The organism is Streptomyces shenzhenensis (assembly GCF_021462265.1).
In the GTDB taxonomy this organism is placed as follows: domain Bacteria; phylum Actinomycetota; class Actinomycetes; order Streptomycetales; family Streptomycetaceae; genus Streptomyces; species Streptomyces shenzhenensis.
The window spans coordinates 47514-66655 of sequence record NZ_JAJONF010000046.1; the positions used below are offsets into that span (position 1 = coordinate 47514).

Annotated in this window: 15 protein-coding genes and 1 tRNA gene; 4 read left to right on the top strand and 12 right to left on the bottom strand. The window is 71.0% G+C overall.

The genetic code is table 11. The features are described from left to right. The first annotated feature begins 142 nt into the window (after positions 1 to 142). The 3 genes from LQ326_RS38160 (at position 143) to glxA (ending at position 4561) form a co-directional block, all read left to right on the top strand. Positions 143 to 216: transfer RNA gene (locus LQ326_RS38160), tRNA-Lys, on the top strand. A 467-nt stretch (positions 217 to 683) separates the two neighbouring features. Continuing rightward, positions 684 to 2630 (top strand): glycosyltransferase family 2 protein, encoded by a 1947-nt coding sequence (locus tag LQ326_RS38165; protein WP_234543661.1) that lies wholly within the window; start codon positions 684 to 686, stop codon positions 2628 to 2630. Continuing rightward, positions 2627 to 4561, top strand: a complete 1935-nt coding sequence (gene glxA, locus LQ326_RS38170; protein WP_234543662.1) for a radical copper oxidase GlxA — start codon at positions 2627 to 2629, stop codon at positions 4559 to 4561. Before LQ326_RS38165 ends, glxA begins: the two co-directional genes overlap by 4 nt. An 18-nt stretch (positions 4562 to 4579) precedes the next feature. Here glxA and LQ326_RS38175 read toward each other — a convergent pair whose 3' ends face one another. Beyond that, positions 4580 to 5740, bottom strand: a complete 1161-nt coding sequence (locus tag LQ326_RS38175; RefSeq protein WP_234543663.1) for a Dyp-type peroxidase — start codon at positions 5738 to 5740, stop codon at positions 4580 to 4582. Positions 5741 to 5830: 90 nt separating this feature from the next. On the opposite strand from LQ326_RS38175, the gene LQ326_RS38180 reads away from it, so the two are divergent. Then, positions 5831 to 7171, top strand: a complete 1341-nt coding sequence (locus LQ326_RS38180; RefSeq protein WP_234543678.1) for a right-handed parallel beta-helix repeat-containing protein — start codon at positions 5831 to 5833, stop codon at positions 7169 to 7171. A gap of 7 nt (positions 7172 to 7178) precedes the next feature. Here LQ326_RS38180 and LQ326_RS38185 read toward each other — a convergent pair whose 3' ends face one another. From LQ326_RS38185 to LQ326_RS38235, 11 genes are all read right to left on the bottom strand, one after another. After that, positions 7179 to 7859, bottom strand: a complete 681-nt coding sequence (locus LQ326_RS38185; RefSeq protein WP_234543679.1) for a hypothetical protein — start codon at positions 7857 to 7859, stop codon at positions 7179 to 7181. A 272-nt stretch (positions 7860 to 8131) separates the two neighbouring features. Beyond that, positions 8132 to 10543, bottom strand: a complete 2412-nt coding sequence (locus LQ326_RS38190) for an SdrD B-like domain-containing protein (protein ID WP_234543680.1) — start codon at positions 10541 to 10543, stop codon at positions 8132 to 8134. Positions 10544 to 11039: 496 nt separating this feature from the next. Further along, positions 11040 to 12068: a glycoside hydrolase family 6 protein gene (locus LQ326_RS38195; RefSeq protein WP_234543664.1), complete on the bottom strand. Its 1029-nt coding sequence runs from the start codon at positions 12066 to 12068 to the stop codon at positions 11040 to 11042. Positions 12069 to 12297: 229 nt separating this feature from the next. Beyond that, the gene (locus LQ326_RS38200; protein ID WP_234543665.1) at positions 12298 to 12969 is read right to left on the bottom strand and encodes a class F sortase; all 672 of its coding nucleotides are present in this window, start codon (positions 12967 to 12969) and stop codon (positions 12298 to 12300) included. A 13-nt stretch (positions 12970 to 12982) separates the two neighbouring features. Further along, positions 12983 to 13546 (bottom strand): hypothetical protein, encoded by a 564-nt coding sequence (locus tag LQ326_RS38205; RefSeq protein ID WP_234543666.1) that lies wholly within the window; start codon positions 13544 to 13546, stop codon positions 12983 to 12985. Positions 13547 to 13663: 117 nt separating this feature from the next. After that, positions 13664 to 14443 (bottom strand): HAD-IIA family hydrolase, encoded by a 780-nt coding sequence (locus tag LQ326_RS38210; protein ID WP_234543667.1) that lies wholly within the window; start codon positions 14441 to 14443, stop codon positions 13664 to 13666. A gap of 134 nt (positions 14444 to 14577) precedes the next feature. Next, positions 14578 to 15633 carry a 2-aminoethylphosphonate ABC transporter substrate-binding protein gene (locus tag LQ326_RS38215; RefSeq protein ID WP_234543668.1) on the bottom strand — a complete coding sequence of 352 codons (1056 nt, stop codon included), beginning with the start codon at positions 15631 to 15633 and terminating at the stop codon, positions 14578 to 14580. A gap of 38 nt (positions 15634 to 15671) precedes the next feature. Continuing rightward, complete coding sequence (locus LQ326_RS38220) at positions 15672 to 16469, bottom strand: ABC transporter permease (protein ID WP_234543669.1); 798 nt, start codon at positions 16467 to 16469, stop codon at positions 15672 to 15674. Then, the gene (locus tag LQ326_RS38225; protein ID WP_372497060.1) at positions 16456 to 17319 is read right to left on the bottom strand and encodes a 2-aminoethylphosphonate ABC transporter permease subunit; all 864 of its coding nucleotides are present in this window, start codon (positions 17317 to 17319) and stop codon (positions 16456 to 16458) included. Before LQ326_RS38225 ends, LQ326_RS38220 begins: the two co-directional genes overlap by 14 nt. Next, positions 17312 to 18364: an ABC transporter ATP-binding protein gene (locus LQ326_RS38230; RefSeq protein ID WP_234543670.1), complete on the bottom strand. Its 1053-nt coding sequence runs from the start codon at positions 18362 to 18364 to the stop codon at positions 17312 to 17314. Before LQ326_RS38230 ends, LQ326_RS38225 begins: the two co-directional genes overlap by 8 nt. Continuing rightward, complete coding sequence (locus tag LQ326_RS38235; protein WP_268208092.1) at positions 18361 to 19137, bottom strand: HAD family hydrolase; 777 nt, start codon at positions 19135 to 19137, stop codon at positions 18361 to 18363. The genes LQ326_RS38230 and LQ326_RS38235 overlap by 4 nt, the downstream gene beginning before the upstream one ends. Between the last annotated feature and the right edge of the window lie 5 nt (positions 19138 to 19142).

Genomic DNA, 19142 nt, shown 5'->3' on the forward strand with positions numbered 1-19142 from the left:
CACGTTGATGAGTTTCCCAACCGTGGTCCCGGTGCGCATGCTGACGGTCCGAATGATGTACGGCAGGGGTGGGCCAAGGTCGCCCTGGTGGCCGATGTCAGGAGCACGGTTCGCGGTCGGGTAGAGTTCTCGGTGTCAGCAGGCGCCGCTAGCTCAGTTGGTTAGAGCAGCTGACTCTTAATCAGCGGGTCCGGGGTTCGAGTCCCTGGCGGCGCACCGACATCAGAAGGCCCTCCGCACAGCGGGGGGCCTTCTGGCGTACCTCCCGCCGGTGACACGAGGTCACTTCGACACCCTCTCCCACCTCTCGCCCCCTTATGTCAACAACCGACACGACCGGTCCACGCAATCCCCACATACTCCACAATGAACACGTATGACCGGTAAACACCGCGTTTCGCTCTTGCGATCATGCCGAGCACCGTAGAACCCTGGATGTCCAAAGTGCCGGTGGTTCGCGGCACTTGGGGGGTAGATAGCCGGTTGCCAGATCTGCGGGGTGAGGGGCCCCGGCCATGAATCGGTGCCGAGGGGGGCACCTGGCAACCGGAAGGTCACGGTCCGTGCCCCTTTCTGTGGGACGACTGTGCCCCGTCATGGACGCGCCCGGCAGGGTCGAGGGGGATCCGAGCGGGCGGTGGGACCGATGAACACGCGCTGACCTGCGTGTGGGGGGATGACTCATGACGTCGACGCCGATGGGCGCCCGGCAGGAACAGGAATACGACCCGTCACCGACCGCACAGCTCCGGCTGCCCGGGCACCGCACCTTTGCCGGCGCCCTGGGCCGCATCAAGAAGACCCTGCCCAGATACGACTACGAGCACTACAGCCGGCTCGCGGGCCCCCTCACCCAGCCCGACCCGAGCAGGCCGTACCGGGTGCGGTACCGCTCGCTGCTCTCCCAGGAACCGCACCGCGTCCGCGCCGCGCTGATGCTGGGCGCGGCCCCGCTGCTCTCACTCGTCCTGCTGACCTGGCTGCTGCGGCCCGAGCACTGGACCCAGCGGGACCACCCGGCGTACGGCTTCCTGCCGGCCCTCGACACCGTGATGCTGGTGTCGATCGGCCTGATCGAGTTCTTCCGCTGCCTGAACGTGCTGTCCAACGCGCACGCCACCCTGGTCGCCCGCGACCCGGTCCCGGTGGTCCCGGAGACCGGCACCCGGGTCGCCTTCCTCACCACGTACGTGCCCGGCAAGGAACCCCTCGGCATGGTCACCCGGACCCTTGAGGCGGCGGTCCGGCTGCGCCACCGCGGGCTGCTGCACGTCTGGCTGCTCGACGAGGGCGACGACGTGGAGGTGAAGGAGGTCTGCGCGCGCCTGGGCGTGCACCACTTCACCCGCAAGGGCGTCGAGCGGTGGAACCAGCCGCAGGGCCCGCACCGCGCCAGGACCAAGCACGGCAACTACAACGCCTGGCTGGAGGCGCACGGCGACGACTACGACTTCTTCGCCTCCGTCGACACCGACCACGTCCCGCTCCCCAACTACCTGGAGCGGATGCTGGGTTACTTCCGCGACCCGGACGTCGGCTTCGTCATCGGCCCGCAGGTCTACGGCAACTACGACACGTTCGTCACCAAGGCCGCCGAGTCCCAGCAGTTCCTCTTCCACGCCCTGATCCAGCGCGCCGGCAACCGCTACGGCGCCCCCATGTTCGTCGGCACCTCCAACGCCGTACGGATCCGGGCGATCCGGCAGATCGGCGGCCTGTACGACTCGATCACCGAGGACATGGCGACCGGCTTCGAGATGCACCGCGCCAAGAACCCGGCGACGGGGCGGAAATGGCGCTCGGTCTACACCCCGGACGTGCTCGCGGTCGGCGAGGGCCCGAACGCCTGGACCGACTTCTTCACGCAGCAGCTCCGCTGGTCCCGGGGCACGTACGAGACGATCCTCAAGCAGTACTGGAAGGGCCTGTTCAGCCTGGGTCCGGGCAGGCTCTTCAACTACACGATGATGATCATCTTCTACCCGATGTCGGCCCTCAACTGGATCCTGGCGGCGCTGAGCTGCGCGCTGTTCCTGGGCCTGGGCGCCTCGGGCGTGAACATCGACCCCGCCGTGTGGCTGATGCTCTACGGCAACGCCTCCGCGCTCCAGATCGGCCTCTACGTCTGGAACCGCCGGCACAACGTCTCCCCGCACGAGCCGGAGGGCTCCGGCGGGGTCGCCGGCATGGTGATGTCGGCCCTGTCCGCGCCCGTCTACGCCCGCTCGCTCATGGACGCGCTACTGCGCCGCAGAAGCAGGTTCGTGGTCACGCCGAAAGGCGAGTCGGCCAGCCCGGACACCGTCTTCGGGACGTTCCGCATCCACTGGTTCTTCATCCTGGTCTTCGGCGGCTCACTCGTCGCCGGCCTCCTCGACGGCCACGCACAGCCGGCGATGCTGACCTGGGCGTCGCTGGCACTGCTGATCACGGCGGCCCCGATCTGCGTCTGGCGGTACACCCTGCGCAGGGAACGCGCGGTGGCCGGCCCGAAGGACGCGGTGCCTGCGGGACACCTGGCCGCCGGGCACGCGCCGCGGCAGCGGCCGGCCTGGACGTCGCCCGCCGGCACCCCCGCGGACCAGACCCTGCGGATCGCGCTCGGCGGACTGGGGGGACCTGAGGAATGAACGACAGCGCCGGCCGCCGCCGGGCCCGTCGGCTCGCGATCAGTACGGTGGTCTTTCTCGCCCTGGCCGGGATGAACGGACCGTGGCTGTACCGCTTCGGGACCGAGCGATACCACCAGTACAAGATCGACAGACCGGAGTACAAGGCCGCGAACGGCCACTGGGACATCGTCGAGTTCCCGAAGGAGTACCGCCAGGACACCATCCACGCGGTGCTCCTGCACACCGGGAAGGTGCTGCTGGTCGCCGGCTCGGGCAACAACCAGGACAACTTCGACGCGAAGATCTACGACAGCCGGATCTGGGACCCGGTCAAGGGCACGGTCGAGAAGGTGCCCACCCCGGCCGACCTGTTCTGCACCGGGCACACCCAGCTCGCCAACGGCAACGTCCTGATCGCGGGCGGCACCAAGCGGTACGAGAAGCTCAAGGGCGACGTCAGGAAGGCCGGCGGCGTCATGATCCTCTACAACGAGAACCCGGACAAACCGATGACCCTGCCCCAGGGCACGCGGTTCACCGGCAGGCGGAACGGCAAGACGTTCGTCTCCGACGACCCGGTGCTGATCCCGCGCGCGACGAAGGTCTTCGACAAGGCCGGCAGGTACCTGCGCAACAACCCCGGTTACGCCCGGGTCGTCGTCGAGGCGCCCGAGCAGGGCACGAAGTACGAGACCGGCACCGAGGACAACTACCGCGTCCGGGGCCTCACCGGCGCCGACGCCCGCAACACGTACGGCATCGCCAACAAACTCGGCCTCGACAAGCGGGACTTCGAAGGCATCAAGAACGCCTACGAATTCGATCCGGTCGCCGAGAAGTACATCAAGGTCGACCCGATGAACGAGGCACGCTGGTATCCGACGCTCACCACGCTGTCGGACGGCAAGGTGCTGAGCGTCTCGGGGCTCGACGACATCGGGCAGCTGGTGCCGGGCAAGAACGAGGTCTTCGACCCGAGGACGAGGACCTGGACGTACACCAGGTACAAGCGCCAGTTCCCGACCTACCCCGCGCTGTTCCTGCTGCAGAACGGCAAGCTCTTCTACTCGGGCTCCAACGCCGGTTACGGCCCGGACGACGTGGGGCGCGACCCCGGGATCTGGGACGTCGGCACCAACCGGTTCACCAAGCTGTCCGGGCTCAGCGATCCGGACATGCTGGAGACGTCCGGGACCGTGCTGCTGCCTCCGGCACAGGACGAGAGGTACCTGGTGGTCGGGGGCGGCGGGGTCGGCGAGTCCAGGCTGTCGACCGCGAGGACCCGGCTCATCGATCTGAAGGACGCCGACCCGAGGTTCCGTGACGGCCCCTCGCTGTCGAAGGGAACGCGGTATCCGCAGATCTCGGTGCTGCCGGACGACAGCGTGCTGGTGTCGGGCGGGTCCGAGGACTACCGGGGGCGCGGCGCCTCCGACATCAGGCAGGCCCGGCTCTATGACCCGGCGACGAACTCGTTCCGGCGGGTCGCCGATCCGCTGGTGGGCCGCGACTACCACTCCGGGTCGATCCTGCTGCCCGACGGGCGGGTCATGTTCTTCGGGTCCAACCCGCTGTTCGCGGACAAGTCGAACACCAGGCCGGGGGTCTTCGAGCAGCGGATCGAGATCTACACGCCGCCGTATCTGTACCGGGGCTCCCGGCCGTCGCTGAGCGGGGGGCCGCGGACCATCGCCCGGGGCGGGTCGGGGACGTTCACGTCACCGCACGCGTCGGCCGTCAGGAAGGTGCGGCTGATCCGGCCGAGCGCGACCACGCATGTGACGGATGTGGACCAGCGCAGCGTCGCGCTGGACTTCAGGACGTCGGGGAACAAGGTCACCGTGACGGTGCCGGGGAACCGGAATCTGGTGCCGTCGGGGTGGTACATGCTGTTCGTGGACGACGGTCGGGGGACGCCCAGCAAGGCGCGGTGGGTGAAGGTGCCGTAGCGCTCCGGCGGCACCCGCTCAGCCGAACAGCGCGGAGCCGAGCGGGTGCCGCCGGTCGAAGCCGGGGAGGATCAGGAAGGTCGCGCTGGCAGTTGCGGTGGTGAAGGACAGCAGCGCGTCGGAGTTGTCCATGTTGGTGAGGGTGGCGGTGAAGGTCCGCAGGTCGTTCTGAAAGCTGATGAACAGCAGGCCGGGGGCGGGCTGGTCGGTGGCGTAGGAGCGGCGGAGCATGAGCCCGACCCCGACCGCGGTGGCGTGCGCCCTGCGCACATGGGCGTCCGCGGGGACGAGATAGCGCCCGTCCGGTGTCTTGGCCCCGAGTTCCGGGCCGTCGGCGGCGGAGCCGCCGGAGAGCGGGACGCCGCTGGCCCGGCGCCGCCCGAACACCGCTTCCTGCTCGGCCACGGACAGGGCGGCGAACCGCGGCAGGTCGAGTTCCATGCGCCGCAGTACGGCGAGGGTGCCGCCGGCGACCGCGGGGGGCCCGGTCAGCCACAGATCGCGTTGCTGTTCGGCGGTCGTGTGCGGGCCCACGATGCCGTCGATGAACCCGAGCGGGTTGCGTGGCGCGGTACGGCCGTCCCCGAGGGGCACGTTCGCACCGCGGCGCGCGGACTGGCGCCAGCGTTCACGGATCCGGTCACCGGCCTGGTCCAGCAGCGCGGCGGCGACGACCGGCAGGAGCAGCGCGTCCCCGGCGCAGATCTGTATCAGCAGGTCGCCGCCGCGCGCGTGCGGGGCGATCCGCTCCCGGGAGAACCGCGGGAGGTCGGCCGCCCCGGGCAGCGAGGCACCGGCCGCGCGCACCAGCCGGGGGCCCACGCCGACGGTCACGGTGAGGTCGCCCGGCGGCAGGCCCAGCAGCCGCGGGTCGGTCCCCGCGGTGAGGGCGCGGACGGCGTGGCCGAGTTCGGCCAGCAACGGGCCGGGAGCCACGGAGGCACCGAGGTCGGCCACCACGGCGAGCAGGTTGGGCTGGGCCGGCTGGGGAAGCGTGATGCCCGCCTGATGGCGGCCCGTCGCCGGAACCGGCACCGGGGTGCCCGCCGGGGCGGCGGCGGCCACCCCGCCCGGCCGGGCGGAGTCCGATGTGCATCCGGCGGCCAGGCCGGCGGCCATCACGACGCCGGTGACGTCGAGGAACGTGCGGCGTGACGGATGGTCATCGGCTCGGGGCATGATGTGCAGAGTGCCACAACCGGATCGTGCCTGTCGGTCAACTTCGCTATTCGCGGGTGGAATCGGTGGGCCATGCACCAGACTGGGATCATGCCTCGATTAGCTCTTCGTGTGTTGGCCGCCGTGGTGGGCACGCTGACGCTTGTGGCCGGATGCGGCGGGGGTGACGGCGGAGCGGGCCAGGGCCGGCGTCCGGCCGGTGTGCATGTCACGATCCGGGTGCCCGGCGACGCCCCGACGATCTCGGCCGCGGTGTCGCTGGCCCGGCCCGGTGACCTGGTACTGGTCTCTCCCGGCGTGTACCACGAGTCGGTGCGGATCGACACGGCTCGTGTCACCCTTCGCGGCGCGTCCCGGGACAAGGTCGTCATCGACGGGCGGTTGCGGCAGCCGAACGGTGTCGTCGTCGCGGCACCCGGGGTGGCCGTGGAGAACCTGACCGTGCGCAACAACACGCAGAACGGGGTGCTGGTCACCGGTTCGGCGAAGGCGGCCGCCGGACTGCCGGGACAGAGCGGCGGCTACGACACCGGCGACGAGCCCGTGACCTTCCTGAAGTCGTTCCTGGTCTCGTACGTGACCGCGACCCGCAACGGTCTGTACGGGATCTACGCGTTCTCCGCGCAGAACGGTGTCATCGAGCACTCGTACGCGTCGGGCGGGGCCGACTCGGGGATCTACGTCGGGCAGTGCAAGCCGTGCCGGATCGTGGTGCGGGACAACGTCGCCGAACTCAACGCGGTCGGTTACGAAGGCACCAACGCCGGCGGAGACATGTACGTGGTCGGCAACCGCCTGGTCGGCAACCGGGTCGGCCTGACCACCGACTCCGACCACCAGGAGAAGCTGCTTCCGCAGCGGGGCGCCGTCGTCGCGGGCAACCTGATCGCCGCCAACCAGCAGTCGGCCACCCCGGAGCAGGCCGACGGCGGATGGGGCACCGGCATCGGCATCGACGGCGGCAGCGACAACCGGTTCGTCCGCAACCGCGTCACCGGCAACAGCAACGCCGGCCTGGTGATCACCGCGACCGCCGACCTGCCTCCGGACGGCAACCAGATCGTGGAGAACACGTTCACCGGCAACGGCGTCGACGTCGGCTGGACGTTCCCCACCGCGACCCGGGGCCGGGGCAACTGCCTGCGCGGCAACGCTCTGCGGACCACGGTGCCCGCCCGGCTCACGACGACCGCGTCCTGCCCGACCGCGTCCGGGTCGCTCTCACCGGCCGGCCGTTGGACGATGCCGACGGCACCCGGTGGCATCCCGTTCACCGAGGTCGCGGCGCCCGGTCCACAGCCGCAGTTCCCCGGCGCCCGCACCACGGGAGCCACCGCCGTCCCGGCCGTTCCGGCCCTGCCGGATCCGGCGGGCGTCCCCCTGCCGCCGGCGTCCCTGCTCGCCGCGAACGCGCGGGTGCGGACGTCCTGAGCAGCGGCTACCGCGTCGGGGTGACTCCGGGTACCGGCTTCACGGGAACGTACGTGTGGGTGTCGAAATCGATGACCACCGGCTGTGGCTCGGAACCCACGCTGACGCGGACCCGGTACATGGTGCCGTCCGAGCCGACCCAGTAGCGCACGCTGCCCGCCGTACCGGCGCGTTCGCGGGAGGACGGCCCGGTCATGACGTCCACCCGGTGCCCGTCCACCTCGTCCCGGCCCCACCAGGCGGCGCCGTTCTGCGGCAGCAGCTGGGCGTTGTCCGGCCGGTCGCTGCCGAGACCGAGCGCGATGGTCAGCGAACTGTCCAGCGAGCTGCCCGACGACTGCAGCGGACGGCCGTACCAGCCGGCGGAGGGCGGCGAGGCGGGTGCGTGCGCCGGGGCGTTCGCCATCGGGTGGAAGAACACCGAGGCGGCCGTCCACTCGATCAGCCCGTCGCTGGAGGTGCCGCGTCCGCTGCCGTGCACCACGCCGTAACCGAGCTTGCCCCGGTAGTCGACGGACCCGGTGACGGTCAGCCCGCCGGCGGTGCCCGGCACCGTGATCGTCACGGCGCGGCCGTGCGCCTCGTAGTTGCGGAACCGTGTGATCGCCAGCTGGTTCGCCTCGTCCGGCGTCAGTGCGCGCGGACCGCCGGGGCCGGAGCCGCCGGCGGTGAGCAGCAGTGCGGCCACCACGACGGCCGCGGCGCCGGCCACCGCGCCGATGACGGCCGCCGCCCGGCGTGGCCGCGGCCATCGGCGCCGGTCAGCCGCACGCCCCGGTAGAGGTTGCTTGCCTGTCGCACTGCGCACCCGGCTCGACGCTGACACTCTTCCGATCCGTCCTCTCTGTCACCAGTCACCACCCCGTTCGGCCGCCGTGCGGTCGCGGCGCCGCCGAGACGTGATCTGCCCGACCGCGCCATCCGGGCCGCGGTCGGGCAGATCACTGTCGTTCCGTTCGTTCAGTGCTTCTGGGCGCGACGCTTCCGGCTCAGGAACGCGACGACCACGCCCGCACCCACCAGCAGGCCGGTGAGGGCGAGCATCCCCGGCAGCCCGGTCATACCGGTGTGCGCCAGCGAACCCGTGCTGCCCCCGGCCGGGGCCGGGTTGTTGGCGGGCGGCTTGGGTGACGGCGGCGCGGAGGCCGGCGGCGAGGTCGGCGCCGGGCTCGGAGTCGGCGTCGGACTCGGGGTCGCCTTCGGGACGTACACCCCGGCGTCGATGGTGTGATCGACCCCGCCGGGCTTGTCGGGTGCCGTGACGGGCGCGTAGCCGTTGCACAGCCGGCCGGTGGTCGGCGGGGTCACATTGGAGTCGTGCGCCCGGTCGGCGCCGGCTCGCGGGAGCGTGAACCTCAGCTTGCTCGCCGGGGGCTGTTCGGGCACCTTGCTGGTGTCCGCGGTGCACACGTCGAACTGCACCGTGTACTTCGCGCCCGGCGTGAGCTGGTACGCGGCGCCGACACCACCGAAGTAGTACTCGCCGGCGGCATCGGTTTTGGTCGTGGCGACCTGTTTGCCGTCCGCGTCCAGCAGGTTGACCGTCGCCCCCGGCAGCAGCACGTGCCCCGGGTCCTGGATCCCGTTGTGGTCGCCGTCGAACCAGACGACGTTGCCGATCTGGACCGGCGCGTTCGCCGCCGCGTACGCGATGTCACCGAGCCCGCCGGCCTTGCCGAACCCGCCGCCTTGTTCCTGGCTGACGAACTGGAACCCGTTGTGGGTCGGGTCGTTGCCCGGGCCCTGACCGGTCGTGATGTCGTGGTACCCGGTACCTGAGGTCGCGACGTTGACGACCGGGTCGAACTCGGTGCTGACGACCCACTGCTGCCGCGGGATGTAGGCCACCGACCCCAGCGCGGTCTCCTGGTGCGCGTTGGCGTAGAAGTCGCCCGGGAAGTACTCGACGACATCGGCGGCCTGGCCGCCGTTGTTGGCGGAGGTCGCGTGGTTGGGGCAGCTCCCGGTGCCTTCCCACTGGTATTCCCCGGTGGAAGTGGCGCAGACCATGGTGATGTCACCACCGGACATGCCGGTTTCCGCCGTGGGGACCCCCGGGCGGGGGTCCAGCCCTCCCCAGCTGAGCACGTCCATGAACCGGTCGCGGAAACCCAGGATCATCGAGCCGTCGCGGCCGAAGGCGAGGGAGGCCAGCTCCGGCTGCGGATCGATGAAGTTGTTGCTGTCGGGGGCCATCCTCCGTTCGTCCCACGTGGCCAGGCTGGTGTTCCACGGGTTCCAGTGGGTGGCCTTGTCGCCGGAACCGAAGACGCTGCCACGCTTCTCGGTGAGCTCGTGGGTCAGCACCGTGGTGAACCGCTTGCCGTCATAGGTGTAGACGACGGCTTTCAGGTCCGCGCGCTGCTGCGTGCTCTCCGCGCTGCACACGCCGCCGACGTACAGGGTGTTGTCGTGGACGGAGAGACCGAACGGCCGCCAGTCGCCGGAACTCGCGCACCCCGGGTCCGGGATCCGCGCCACCGACTTGGGCAGCGCGGCGGTGGCCCCGGTGGCGTCGAAGCTCACCAGGCTGCGGGTCAGCAGGTTCACCGCGTACAGCGTGGAGCCGTCCTCCGACAGGGCCAGACCGCCGATGCTCTCCTTGCCCGGTGCGTCGGTGAACCCCGGGTCCTTGATCATGTCGGCGGTGTCGTGCGGTGTCACCGCGGCGGCCGGCACCCGCGCGAACAGCTTCGGCGCACCCGAGCCGTTGACCGGCACCGTGTAGATCGCGCCGGCGCCCTTCGGCCCGTAGGGGGCGTACCGGCGGGCGAACGCGCTCTGGAACAGCCGGGTCCGGTACTTGTCGTACGCCAGCCCGAACGTCGTGCCCACCTGGTTCTGCGTGGCCAGCGTGGCCGGGCACGCCACATCGGTGGGACACGTGCCCCGGGTCTCCGTCCCGAACGCCACCAGGGCCCGGGTGTCGGTTCCGCCTGCGCCGTTCTGGACCGGTACGAAGTACCGGGAGTCCGGCAGCGTGTAGTCGGCCGGGTCCCACACCCCTGTCACCACCGAGGCGTTCTTTCCGTCCGACACGTCCACGAACGACGTGAAGCTGTCGAAGTGGTTGTCCGCCGTCGACGCGGGCGCCGCCCGCAGATGGCCGCTGTAGGGTGCCGGGACGCTGACGTCGACGCGGTACCGGCCGCCGCTCAGCTCCGTCGACCCCGACACCACGACCTTCCCGGTGGCATCCGTGACGCCGGTGACGTCGTGCCCGGCGGGGTCGGAGATCTTCACCTTCATGCCCCGCTGCGGCACGTCCATCGTCGCGTTGATCACGCCGGTGCCGAAGAAGTCGCGCAGCACCTGGACCGTGAGCGTGCCGTCGGCGGCCGAAGCGGTGGCCGGTCCGGCCGCCGCCCCGATGGCGCCGCCCGCCAGCAGAAGAACTGACAACCCGATGCGCGCCGGCGGCTCCAGAAGCCTCCAGGATAACCGGCGCGGATCTCTGCCGACCCGGTTCATGGCATCACACTCCATACTTCTCGTCGTGAGAACGAAGGGGCCGCTTCTCACCGCACGTCACGGAAAACAAAAAGGGCCCACTGCCGCGGCATGGACCGATTGTGATGATCGTCTGATGATATTGTGGGTGAACTGTAAGCATCGCGGAACAGGAAAAGCGAACACGCGTTCCCGCAGCTCAATCACGGTGTCTTCACCCCACCACCGACCTCACCGATCGCCATTGCGAGCAGCGCGCGACATCCTATCCGCTTGAGTCTCGCGGTCACCACCAGAATCCGGGGCATCCATCGGATCAGCGAAAATGTCCGAACACCCGGAGAATGATGACCGAAATGAAGTGCGACAGTGCAATGCACGGACGCAGGCACGAGATCGAATGCCTCTCGAATACGGCCTAGCTATCCGATCCCTGCGCCAATTTCAAGGCGTAAGCCGGCCACCAGTCGCCTGCCCGGGGGCCGCCCTTGCAGGTGCCGTCCGACTCCCCCGGGCGCTTGACCCACAGGTAGGCGTCCACCAGCGGGTCGGCCGTCTTAGTCGTCGGCGTCTCTCCCAGGGCCCGGCCCGGCGGGTTGCACCACCGCTGGTCCGGGGCGCCGCCCGCGTACGGGCCGTTGCCGTTTCTGCTGGTGTCGATGACGAAGTGCTTGTCGCCGACCTTCCGCGAGAGCTGCTTGCCGTAGGTGACGGAGTCCTGGGTGGAGTAGAAGTTGGAGACGTTGACCGCGAAGCCGTCGGCCTGGCCGACGCCTGCCTGCTGAAGGGGCTGGTAGATCTGGTCGGGGTGGCCCCAGCCGGCGTTGCCCGCGTCCAGGTAGACCCTGGTGTTCTTCAGGGACTTGAGCCTGGTGATCGCGCCGCGCAGCAAGTCGTAGCGTTCCTCGGCGAACCGGGCGGGGGTGCAGCCGTCGACGAGGTGCAGTACTGCGTCCGGTTCCAGGACGATCGTGGCGGGGCGGTCCTGGACGCCGTTCGCGACCCCGTCGATCCACGCCCGGTACGCGTCGCCGTCGGCGGCGCCGCCCTGGCTGTACTGGCCGCAGTCGCGGTGCGGGAGGTTGTAAAGGACAAGGAGGGCGGTGCGGTCGGACTTCTGGGCGGCCTCGGTGAAGCCGCGCGCCTCCTGTTCCGGGTTCTCCGGGCCGATCCACTCGCCGGTCGGCTGTGCCGCTATCTTGCGGATCTGCTCGGCGTCGCCGTCCTTGCCGGCCGTCGCGTAGGCCTTCACCTGGCGGGCCGCGTTGGAGTCCGGGTTCACCCAGAACGGGTCCGCCTCCTTGGGCTGTTGGGTGATCGCCGTCTGCCGGCCCACGGCCGGATCGGGCCCGCCCGAGCCGCCGCCCGAGGAGCAGCCGGCGAGCAGCAGCGCCGCCCCCAGTGCCCCGGCCCGGACCGCCGCGCGAGCCCCCCTGCTGTCGTACATCCAATTCCCCCCTGGGTGCACTCGGCCAGGGCCCAATCGTGACATACCCACCGCACTCGGCACGAGATCGCCCAACTCCTGTCGGTGAGCTGTTACGGCCCCTGGTACGGGCGAACGCCGGGTCACTCCCGCGGCCCGAGCGCGCGTGGCCGAGGACCGGCCCGGTCGGCGGTCTCAGGGGAGCGGGCCGTCGACCGGGCGACAGGTGGGTGGGTCCGGTGCGGCCGCCCTATGCGGCGGTGCCGGTGAGGTACGCCGAGACGACCACGTTCGCCGTGTAGCTGTGGGTCGTCCGGTCGAAGGTGCCGCCGCAGGTGATCAGGCGGAGCTCGGCACGGCCCGACTCCCGGGTCCCGTAGGCCTGTCGCGCGTCGAAGTGGTCGCGGGGCAGCACCCGGACGTCGTCGACGGTGAACTCGGCGACCGTGTTGTCGGCGCGGACCACGCGGATCGTCTCGCCGGGGCGCATCGTGCTGATCTTGTAGAAGACGGCGGGCCGGGTCTCGGTGTCGACGTGCCCGACCAGGACCGCGGTGCCGGCCGCGCCGGGGCGGGTCCCGGAGCCGTACCAGCCGACCACGCCGGGCTGGTCGAAGGGGGGCGGGTCGATCCCGCCGTACCGGTCGAGACCGCGGGCCACCACGGGGGCCTGCACGCCCAGTTCCGGTATGTCGACGCGCTCGGGCACGGCCGAGGTCAACGGCTTGGCGGCGGGCGGGAGTTCGGGGTCGGACGGGGGGCGGCCGACGGCGGCCACGTCACCCGTGGTGGGGCCCGTCATCCCGTCGGGTATCTCGGTGACCCCACGGCCCCACAGCCACAGCCCGAGCAGCAGGACCGCCCAGGCCACCCCGGTCAGCAGCCGTCCGGTGCCGGGGGAACGTTCGGTGTCGTCGGACATCGTGCTCCCGTCCTCAGCGCGAGCCGCGGCCGCGGCGGACGCTCAGCAGCCCGACGGCGGCCGCGGCGAAGGCGGCGAGGAGCAGCCCGGTCACCGCCTGCGCGGTGTCCGGACCGGCCGGGCGGGACTCCGCCGAGGCGAGCGGCGCGGTGCCTCCGCCGCCCGCGTGCACGGGCGCGACCGGCGAGGCGGGCACCGCACCGGGCACGTCCTGCTTGAGCGACTGCGGCAGTTGCGCCGACGACGGTACGACGCTGACGCTGCCGGTGACGGCGGAGCCGGCGCAGCTGACGTGCACGGTGTAGGTGCCGGCGCCGATCGTGGAGCGGACCTGGGCCTGGCCGGTCAGGGCGCCGCCGGTGCCGCCGAGCCGGGCGTCCGAGACGAAGGCCGTCGAGGCGGCGGTGCCGGTCGTACCGGAGCAGCCGCTGACCCGTAGCGCCACGACGGACCCGGCGGGCGGGGAAGCCGGGGTCACGGTGACCCCCTGGCCGTCCGCCGCGTGGGCGGCTGTCGGGGCGAGTCCGGCGGCGCAGGCCAGGAGTCCGGTACAGAAAGTCAGGCGAAGTGAGCCCATCGTGAACCTCCAGATATCTGGAGGCTCCCCCGCACCGGGCGCCCCCGCATCCTCGGGGGGCGCCTTGTTGCTCCGTACGGGTGGTGACAGGTTTGGTGGCCGCCGGTCGCGGGCGGCTCAGACCAGGTCGACGAGGTCCGCGATCGACTCGACGACCTCGGAGGGCCGGAAGGGGTAGCGGTCGACGTCCTCCGGCTGGGTGACGCCGGAGAGCACCAGGAAGGTGCGCATGCCGGCCTCCAGGCCCGCGAGGACGTCGGTGTCCATCCGGTCGCCGATCATCGCGGAGGTCTCCGAGTGGGCGCCGATCGCGTTGAGGCCCGCCCGCATCATCAGCGGGTTGGGCTTGCCGACGAAGTAGGGCTTCTTGCCGGTCGCAGCGGTGATCAGCGCGGCGACCGAGCCGGTGGCGGGCAGGTCGCCCTCGGTGGACGGGCCGACGTTGTCGGGGTTGGTGGCGATGAACCGGGCGCCGTCGTTGATCAGCCGTACCGCCTTGGTCAGCGCCTCGAAGGAGTAGGTGCGGGTCTCGCCGAGGATGACGAAGTCGGGCTCGTGGTCGGTGAGGATGTACCCGATGTCGTGCAGCGCGGTGGTCAGGCCGGCCTCGCCGATGACGTAGGCGCTGCCGCCGGGCCGCTGGTCGTCCAGGAACTGGGCGGTGGCCAGCGCCGACGTCCAGATGTTGTCCACCGGCACGTCGAGCCCCATCCGGCGCAGCCGTGCGTGCAGGTCACGGGCGGTGTAGATGGAGTTGTTGGTGAGCACCAGGAAGGGCCGTCCGGACTCCCGCAGCTTCTTCAGGAAGGCGTCCGCCCCGGGGATCGGGACCCCTTCGTGGATGAGGACCCCGTCCATGTCGGTGAGCCACGACTCGATGGGCTTGCGCTCTGCCATGTGGTGCGTCTCCTGGCGTGCGGATGGCGTAGGTGCGGGACATACGTGAGCTGGGGCGCCGGAACCACGGCGTACCGACGCCCCCAGCCTAGACACACACCGGATCACCCGGGAATGCCCGGTTCACCTGCCGGTCAGCTCCCGGTCGCGGACTTCCAGGCCTCGACGTACGACGTCAGGTTCTTCTCGATGCCGTTCCAGTCCGGCGTGAACACGTCGACGCCGTCCATCAGCCCGGCCAGCGCGGTCGCGTTGGCGTCGGTGGCCTTGACGTCGGTACGGGCGCTGAAGCCGCCGCCGATCGAGCTGGCCTCCTCCTGCTGCCTGCGCGCGAGCATGAAGTCGAGGAGCTTCCTGCCGTTCTCGCTGTGCGGGGCGCCGGTGAGCAGGCCGGCCGCGTAGGGCAGCGCGAACGTGGTCGGCTTGCCGCCCTCGGCCGCCGGGAACCAGATGCCCAGGTTGGGCATGGTCTTGGACTGGGCGTAGTTCATCTGGACGTCGCCGTTGGCGACCAGCAGTTCGCCCTTGTCGACCTTGGGGGCGAGCTTGCCGGTGGAGGCGGACGGGCCGACGTTGTTGGCCTGCAGCTTGCCGAGGTACTCCAGTGCCTGCTTCTGGCCGCCGAAGTCGTGGATCGCCTTGATCAGCACGGCGGTTCCGTCACCGGCGACACCGGGCGTGGAGTACTGCAGCTTGTTCTTGTACCTGCCGTCGAGCAGTTCCTGCCAGGTCGTCGGCGCCTGCTTCAGCTCCTTCTTGTCGTAGACGAAGCCGAAGTAGTTGTCGACGACGGAGGTCCAGGTGCCGCCGGCGGCCTTGTCGGCGGCTGCGACCTGCGCCGATCCCGCGGGGCGGTACTTCTGCAGCAGCCCCTTGCTGTCGGCCTGCTGGACGAACGGCGGGAGCGTGACCAGCACATCGGCCTGCGGGTTGCTCTTCTCCCGCAGGGCGCGCTGCACCACCTCACCGGAACCGCCCTCGACATAGTTGACCTTGATGCCGGTCTGCCTGGTGAAGTCGGCGAACACCTTGTCGTACCAGCCGTCGTTGTTCTCGCCCTTGAGGCCGTCGGCGCTGTAGACGGTGACGGCCTTCTCGTCGGCGGCGGCCGAGGAGCCGCCGCAGGCGGAGAGCAGCGGGGTGGCGAGGAGGGAGACCACTACGGCGATCTTGAGCGTGTTTCTGGGCATGGCGAGGCGAACTCCTTGCGTGACGGGGGACATCGGGATCAGCGGTAAGAGGCCTTGTTACGGACACGGGAGACGGCGGACAGGACGATCAGGGTCGCCGCCATGAGGACGACCGCGAGGGCGGAGCCGGCGAACAGGGCGCCGCGGTCGGTGGCCGAGTAGATCAGGACCGGAAGCGGGGTCCAGTCGGGCGGATAGAGCATCATCGTGGCGCTCAGCTCGCCCATGGAGAGGGCGAAGCAGAGCCCCGCGGCGGCGGTGAGCGAGGGCAGCAGCAGCGGCAGCCGGACCCGCCAGAGCACATACGCCGGCCGGGCGCCGAGGGAGGCGGCGGCCTGCTCGTAGGCGGGGTCGAGGCGGGTGATCGCGGCCGACACGGACTGGTGGGCGAAGGACGTCACCAGCACGGTGTGCGCGAGGATCACGATCCACCGGGTGCCGTTGAGCAGCATCGGCGGCTTGGAGAAGGCCACCAGCAGCGACAGGCCGACCACGACCGACGGCACGGCGAGTGGCAGCACGAACAGGGCGTCGACGATCCGCCGGTGGCGCTCCTTCAACCGGGCGGCGGCGAGCGCGGCCCAGGTGCCGACGGCCAGCGCGAGCAGACTCGCGGTGACGGCGGTGACGAGGCTGGTGGTGAGGGCATCGAGGGCGTCGCCGCGGGTGGCGGACCGGAAGTTGGCCACCGTCATCCCCGAGGGCAGCGCACCGGACCAGTGGGTGGCGAAGGAGGCGCCGAGGACGACGAGGAGGGGCAGGGCGAAGAGCGGCAGGAACAGGACGCCGAACACCGCCCACACCGCCCACCTGGCCCCGCGACTATGCACCAGCACGACGGCTCACCAACCGGTAGAGGCCGTAGAGGCCCACGGAGATCAGGACGTTGACGACGGCGACGACGCAGGCGCCCGGGTAGTCGGACTCCAGGATCGCCTTGCTGTAGACGAGCATCGGCAGGGTGGTCACGCCCTTGGCGCCGGTGAAGAGCACGATCCCGAACTCGTTCAGGCAGAGCACCAGCACCAGACTCCCGCCGGCCGCGAGCGCGGGCAGCGCCTCGGGCAGGATCACCCGGGCGACGATCCGCGGCGCCCGCGCCCCGAGGCTCGACGCCGCCTCGATCTGCGCGGTGTCCACCTGCGAGAACGCGGCGAGCAGCGGCCGCATCACGAACGGCGTGAAGTAGGTGACCTCGGCGAGCAGCACCCCCCAGGGCGTGGCCAGGAACGGGAACGACCCGATGATCCCGGTCGTGCCGTAGAGGAAGAGCAGGGCGAGGGTGATGAGGAAGGACGGGAAGGAGAGATAGACGTCGGCGAACCGGGCGACGGCCCGCGCCCCGGGGAACGGGACGAAGGCGATGACGAGGGCGAGGAGGAACCCGAGGACCAGGCACCCGAGCGTCGAGGCGAGGGCGATCCAGACGGTGGTCCCGAGAGCGTCGCGGAACGACGCGGAGGCGAAGACGCCGGCGTAGGCCCGGAAGGAGGTGCCTCCGGTGTCGGGGTGCAGGGACTGCTGGACGACGAGGCCGAGCGGATACAGGAAGAAGAGACCGAGAAGTGCGACGGGCGGCACCGCGGCCCACCGGTAGCGGCGCGGGGCGGTGGCCGACGCGCGGCCGGCGCCGCGTGGGCGCGACCGGCCGCCACCGGCCCGCGGCCGGCAGACGGCCTCAGCCACGGCTCACCCCCGCGGGCAGCAGCACCGCGTCCTCCGGCGCGAAGTGCAGCGCCACGTCGTCCCCGAACCCCGGCGGGTCCCTCAGCTCGCGCAGATCCGCCATCACCACCTGGCCGCCCACCGCCACGTACAGCCGATGCGTGGCCCCCCGCCACTGCACCTCGGTCACGGTCCCGACCAGCCTGTTCGGCCCCTCGCCGAGTCCCACCGCATGCGGCCGCACGCACAGCGTCGCCCGCGCCCCCGCGGCGACCCCCGCCGTGTCGACCTTCACCGGCACCCCCGCGAAGTCGACGCCCCCGCTCCCCACGGTCACCGGCAGCAGGTTCGCCCCGCCCACGAAGGACGCCGTGAACTCGTCGGCGGGCGCGCGGTAGAGCTCTGCCGGCGTCCCGCAGGCCCGCAGCCGTGCCCTGTCCATCACCGCGATCCGGTCGGCCAGCGTCAGCGCCTCGACCTGGTCATGAGTGACGTAGAGAATCGACACGTCCGGCAACTCACGGTGCAGCCTGGCCAGTTCCGCGAGCATCCCGGACCGCAGCCGCGCGTCGAGCGCGGACAGCGGCTCGTCGAGGAGCAGCACCCCGGGCCGGATGGCCAACGCCCGTGCGATGGCGACCCGTTGCTGCTGTCCGCCGGACAGCTCCCGCGGATGGCGGCGCGCGTACGCCGTCATCCCGGTCATCTCCAGTGCCTCGGCGACCCGTTGCCGGACCTCTGCCCTGGCCGTCCTGCGCGCCCGCAGCCCGAAGGCGACGTTGTCGGCGACCCGCAGGTGCGGGAAGAGCGCGTACTGCTGCACCACCATCCCGATCCCCCGCCGGTACGGCGGCAGGTCGGTCACATCCCGCTCGCCCAGGAACACCCGCCCGGAGACGGGCCGTACGAACCCGGCGACCGCCCGCAGCGCGGTGGTCTTCCCGGAGCCGGACGGCCCGAGCAGGGCCATCACCTCGCCGGGCTCGACGGTGAGGTCGAGGGAGTCGAGGACGACGTTCCCGCCGTAGGCGACGCTCACCGAGTCGAAGCGGATTCCGCTGCTCATGCGAGCACTCCCGGCAACTGGGCCACGGACTCCAGCACCCGGCTCGCCCCGGCCGCCCGCAGCGCGTCCGCGTCGTGGGCGCCGGTGCGGACGCCGGCGACCAGCCCCGCCCCCGCGCGCACCCCGCTGAGCATGTCGTACGAGGTGTCGCCGACGACGGCGATCTGCCCGACCCCGTCGGCGGCCCGGGTCCGCAGGAACGCCGTGAGGACCATGTCGGGGTAGGGACGCCCGCGGCCCCCGGCGTCGGCGGGGCACAGGGTGAGCGGCACCAGGTCCTGCCAGCCGAGGGCGGCGAGGATCGCGTCCTGGGTGGCGCGGGCGAATCCGGTGGTGAGGACCACCGTACGGCCCTGCCCCCGCAGTTCCTCGATGGTCTCGCGCGCCCCGGGCAGCGCCTCGACCCTGCCCCCGTCGACGAGTTCGGCGTACGCCGCCTCGAAGGCCCTGTTGGCCTCCTGGGCCGCGGCCTCCTGCCCGAACAGGTGCCGGAAGACGGAGATCTTGGACTCGCCCATGGTGGCGCGGACGTAGCCGATCATCCGTTCGGGGTCGGCGCCCAGGTGGCGGGCGGCCGCGGTGAACGCCTGCTCGACGAGCCCGTCGTCGGCGACGGTCGTACCGGCCATGTCGAGCACGACGAGCCGGATGTCCCGGATCTTGCCGGTGCCGGTGTCGTAGCCGGTGCCGGTGCCGGTCTCGTGGCCGGTGCCGGTGCCGGTGCCCGTCTCGTAGTCGCTGTCGCTGTCGCTTTCGGTGTCGGTGTCGGTCATCTCTC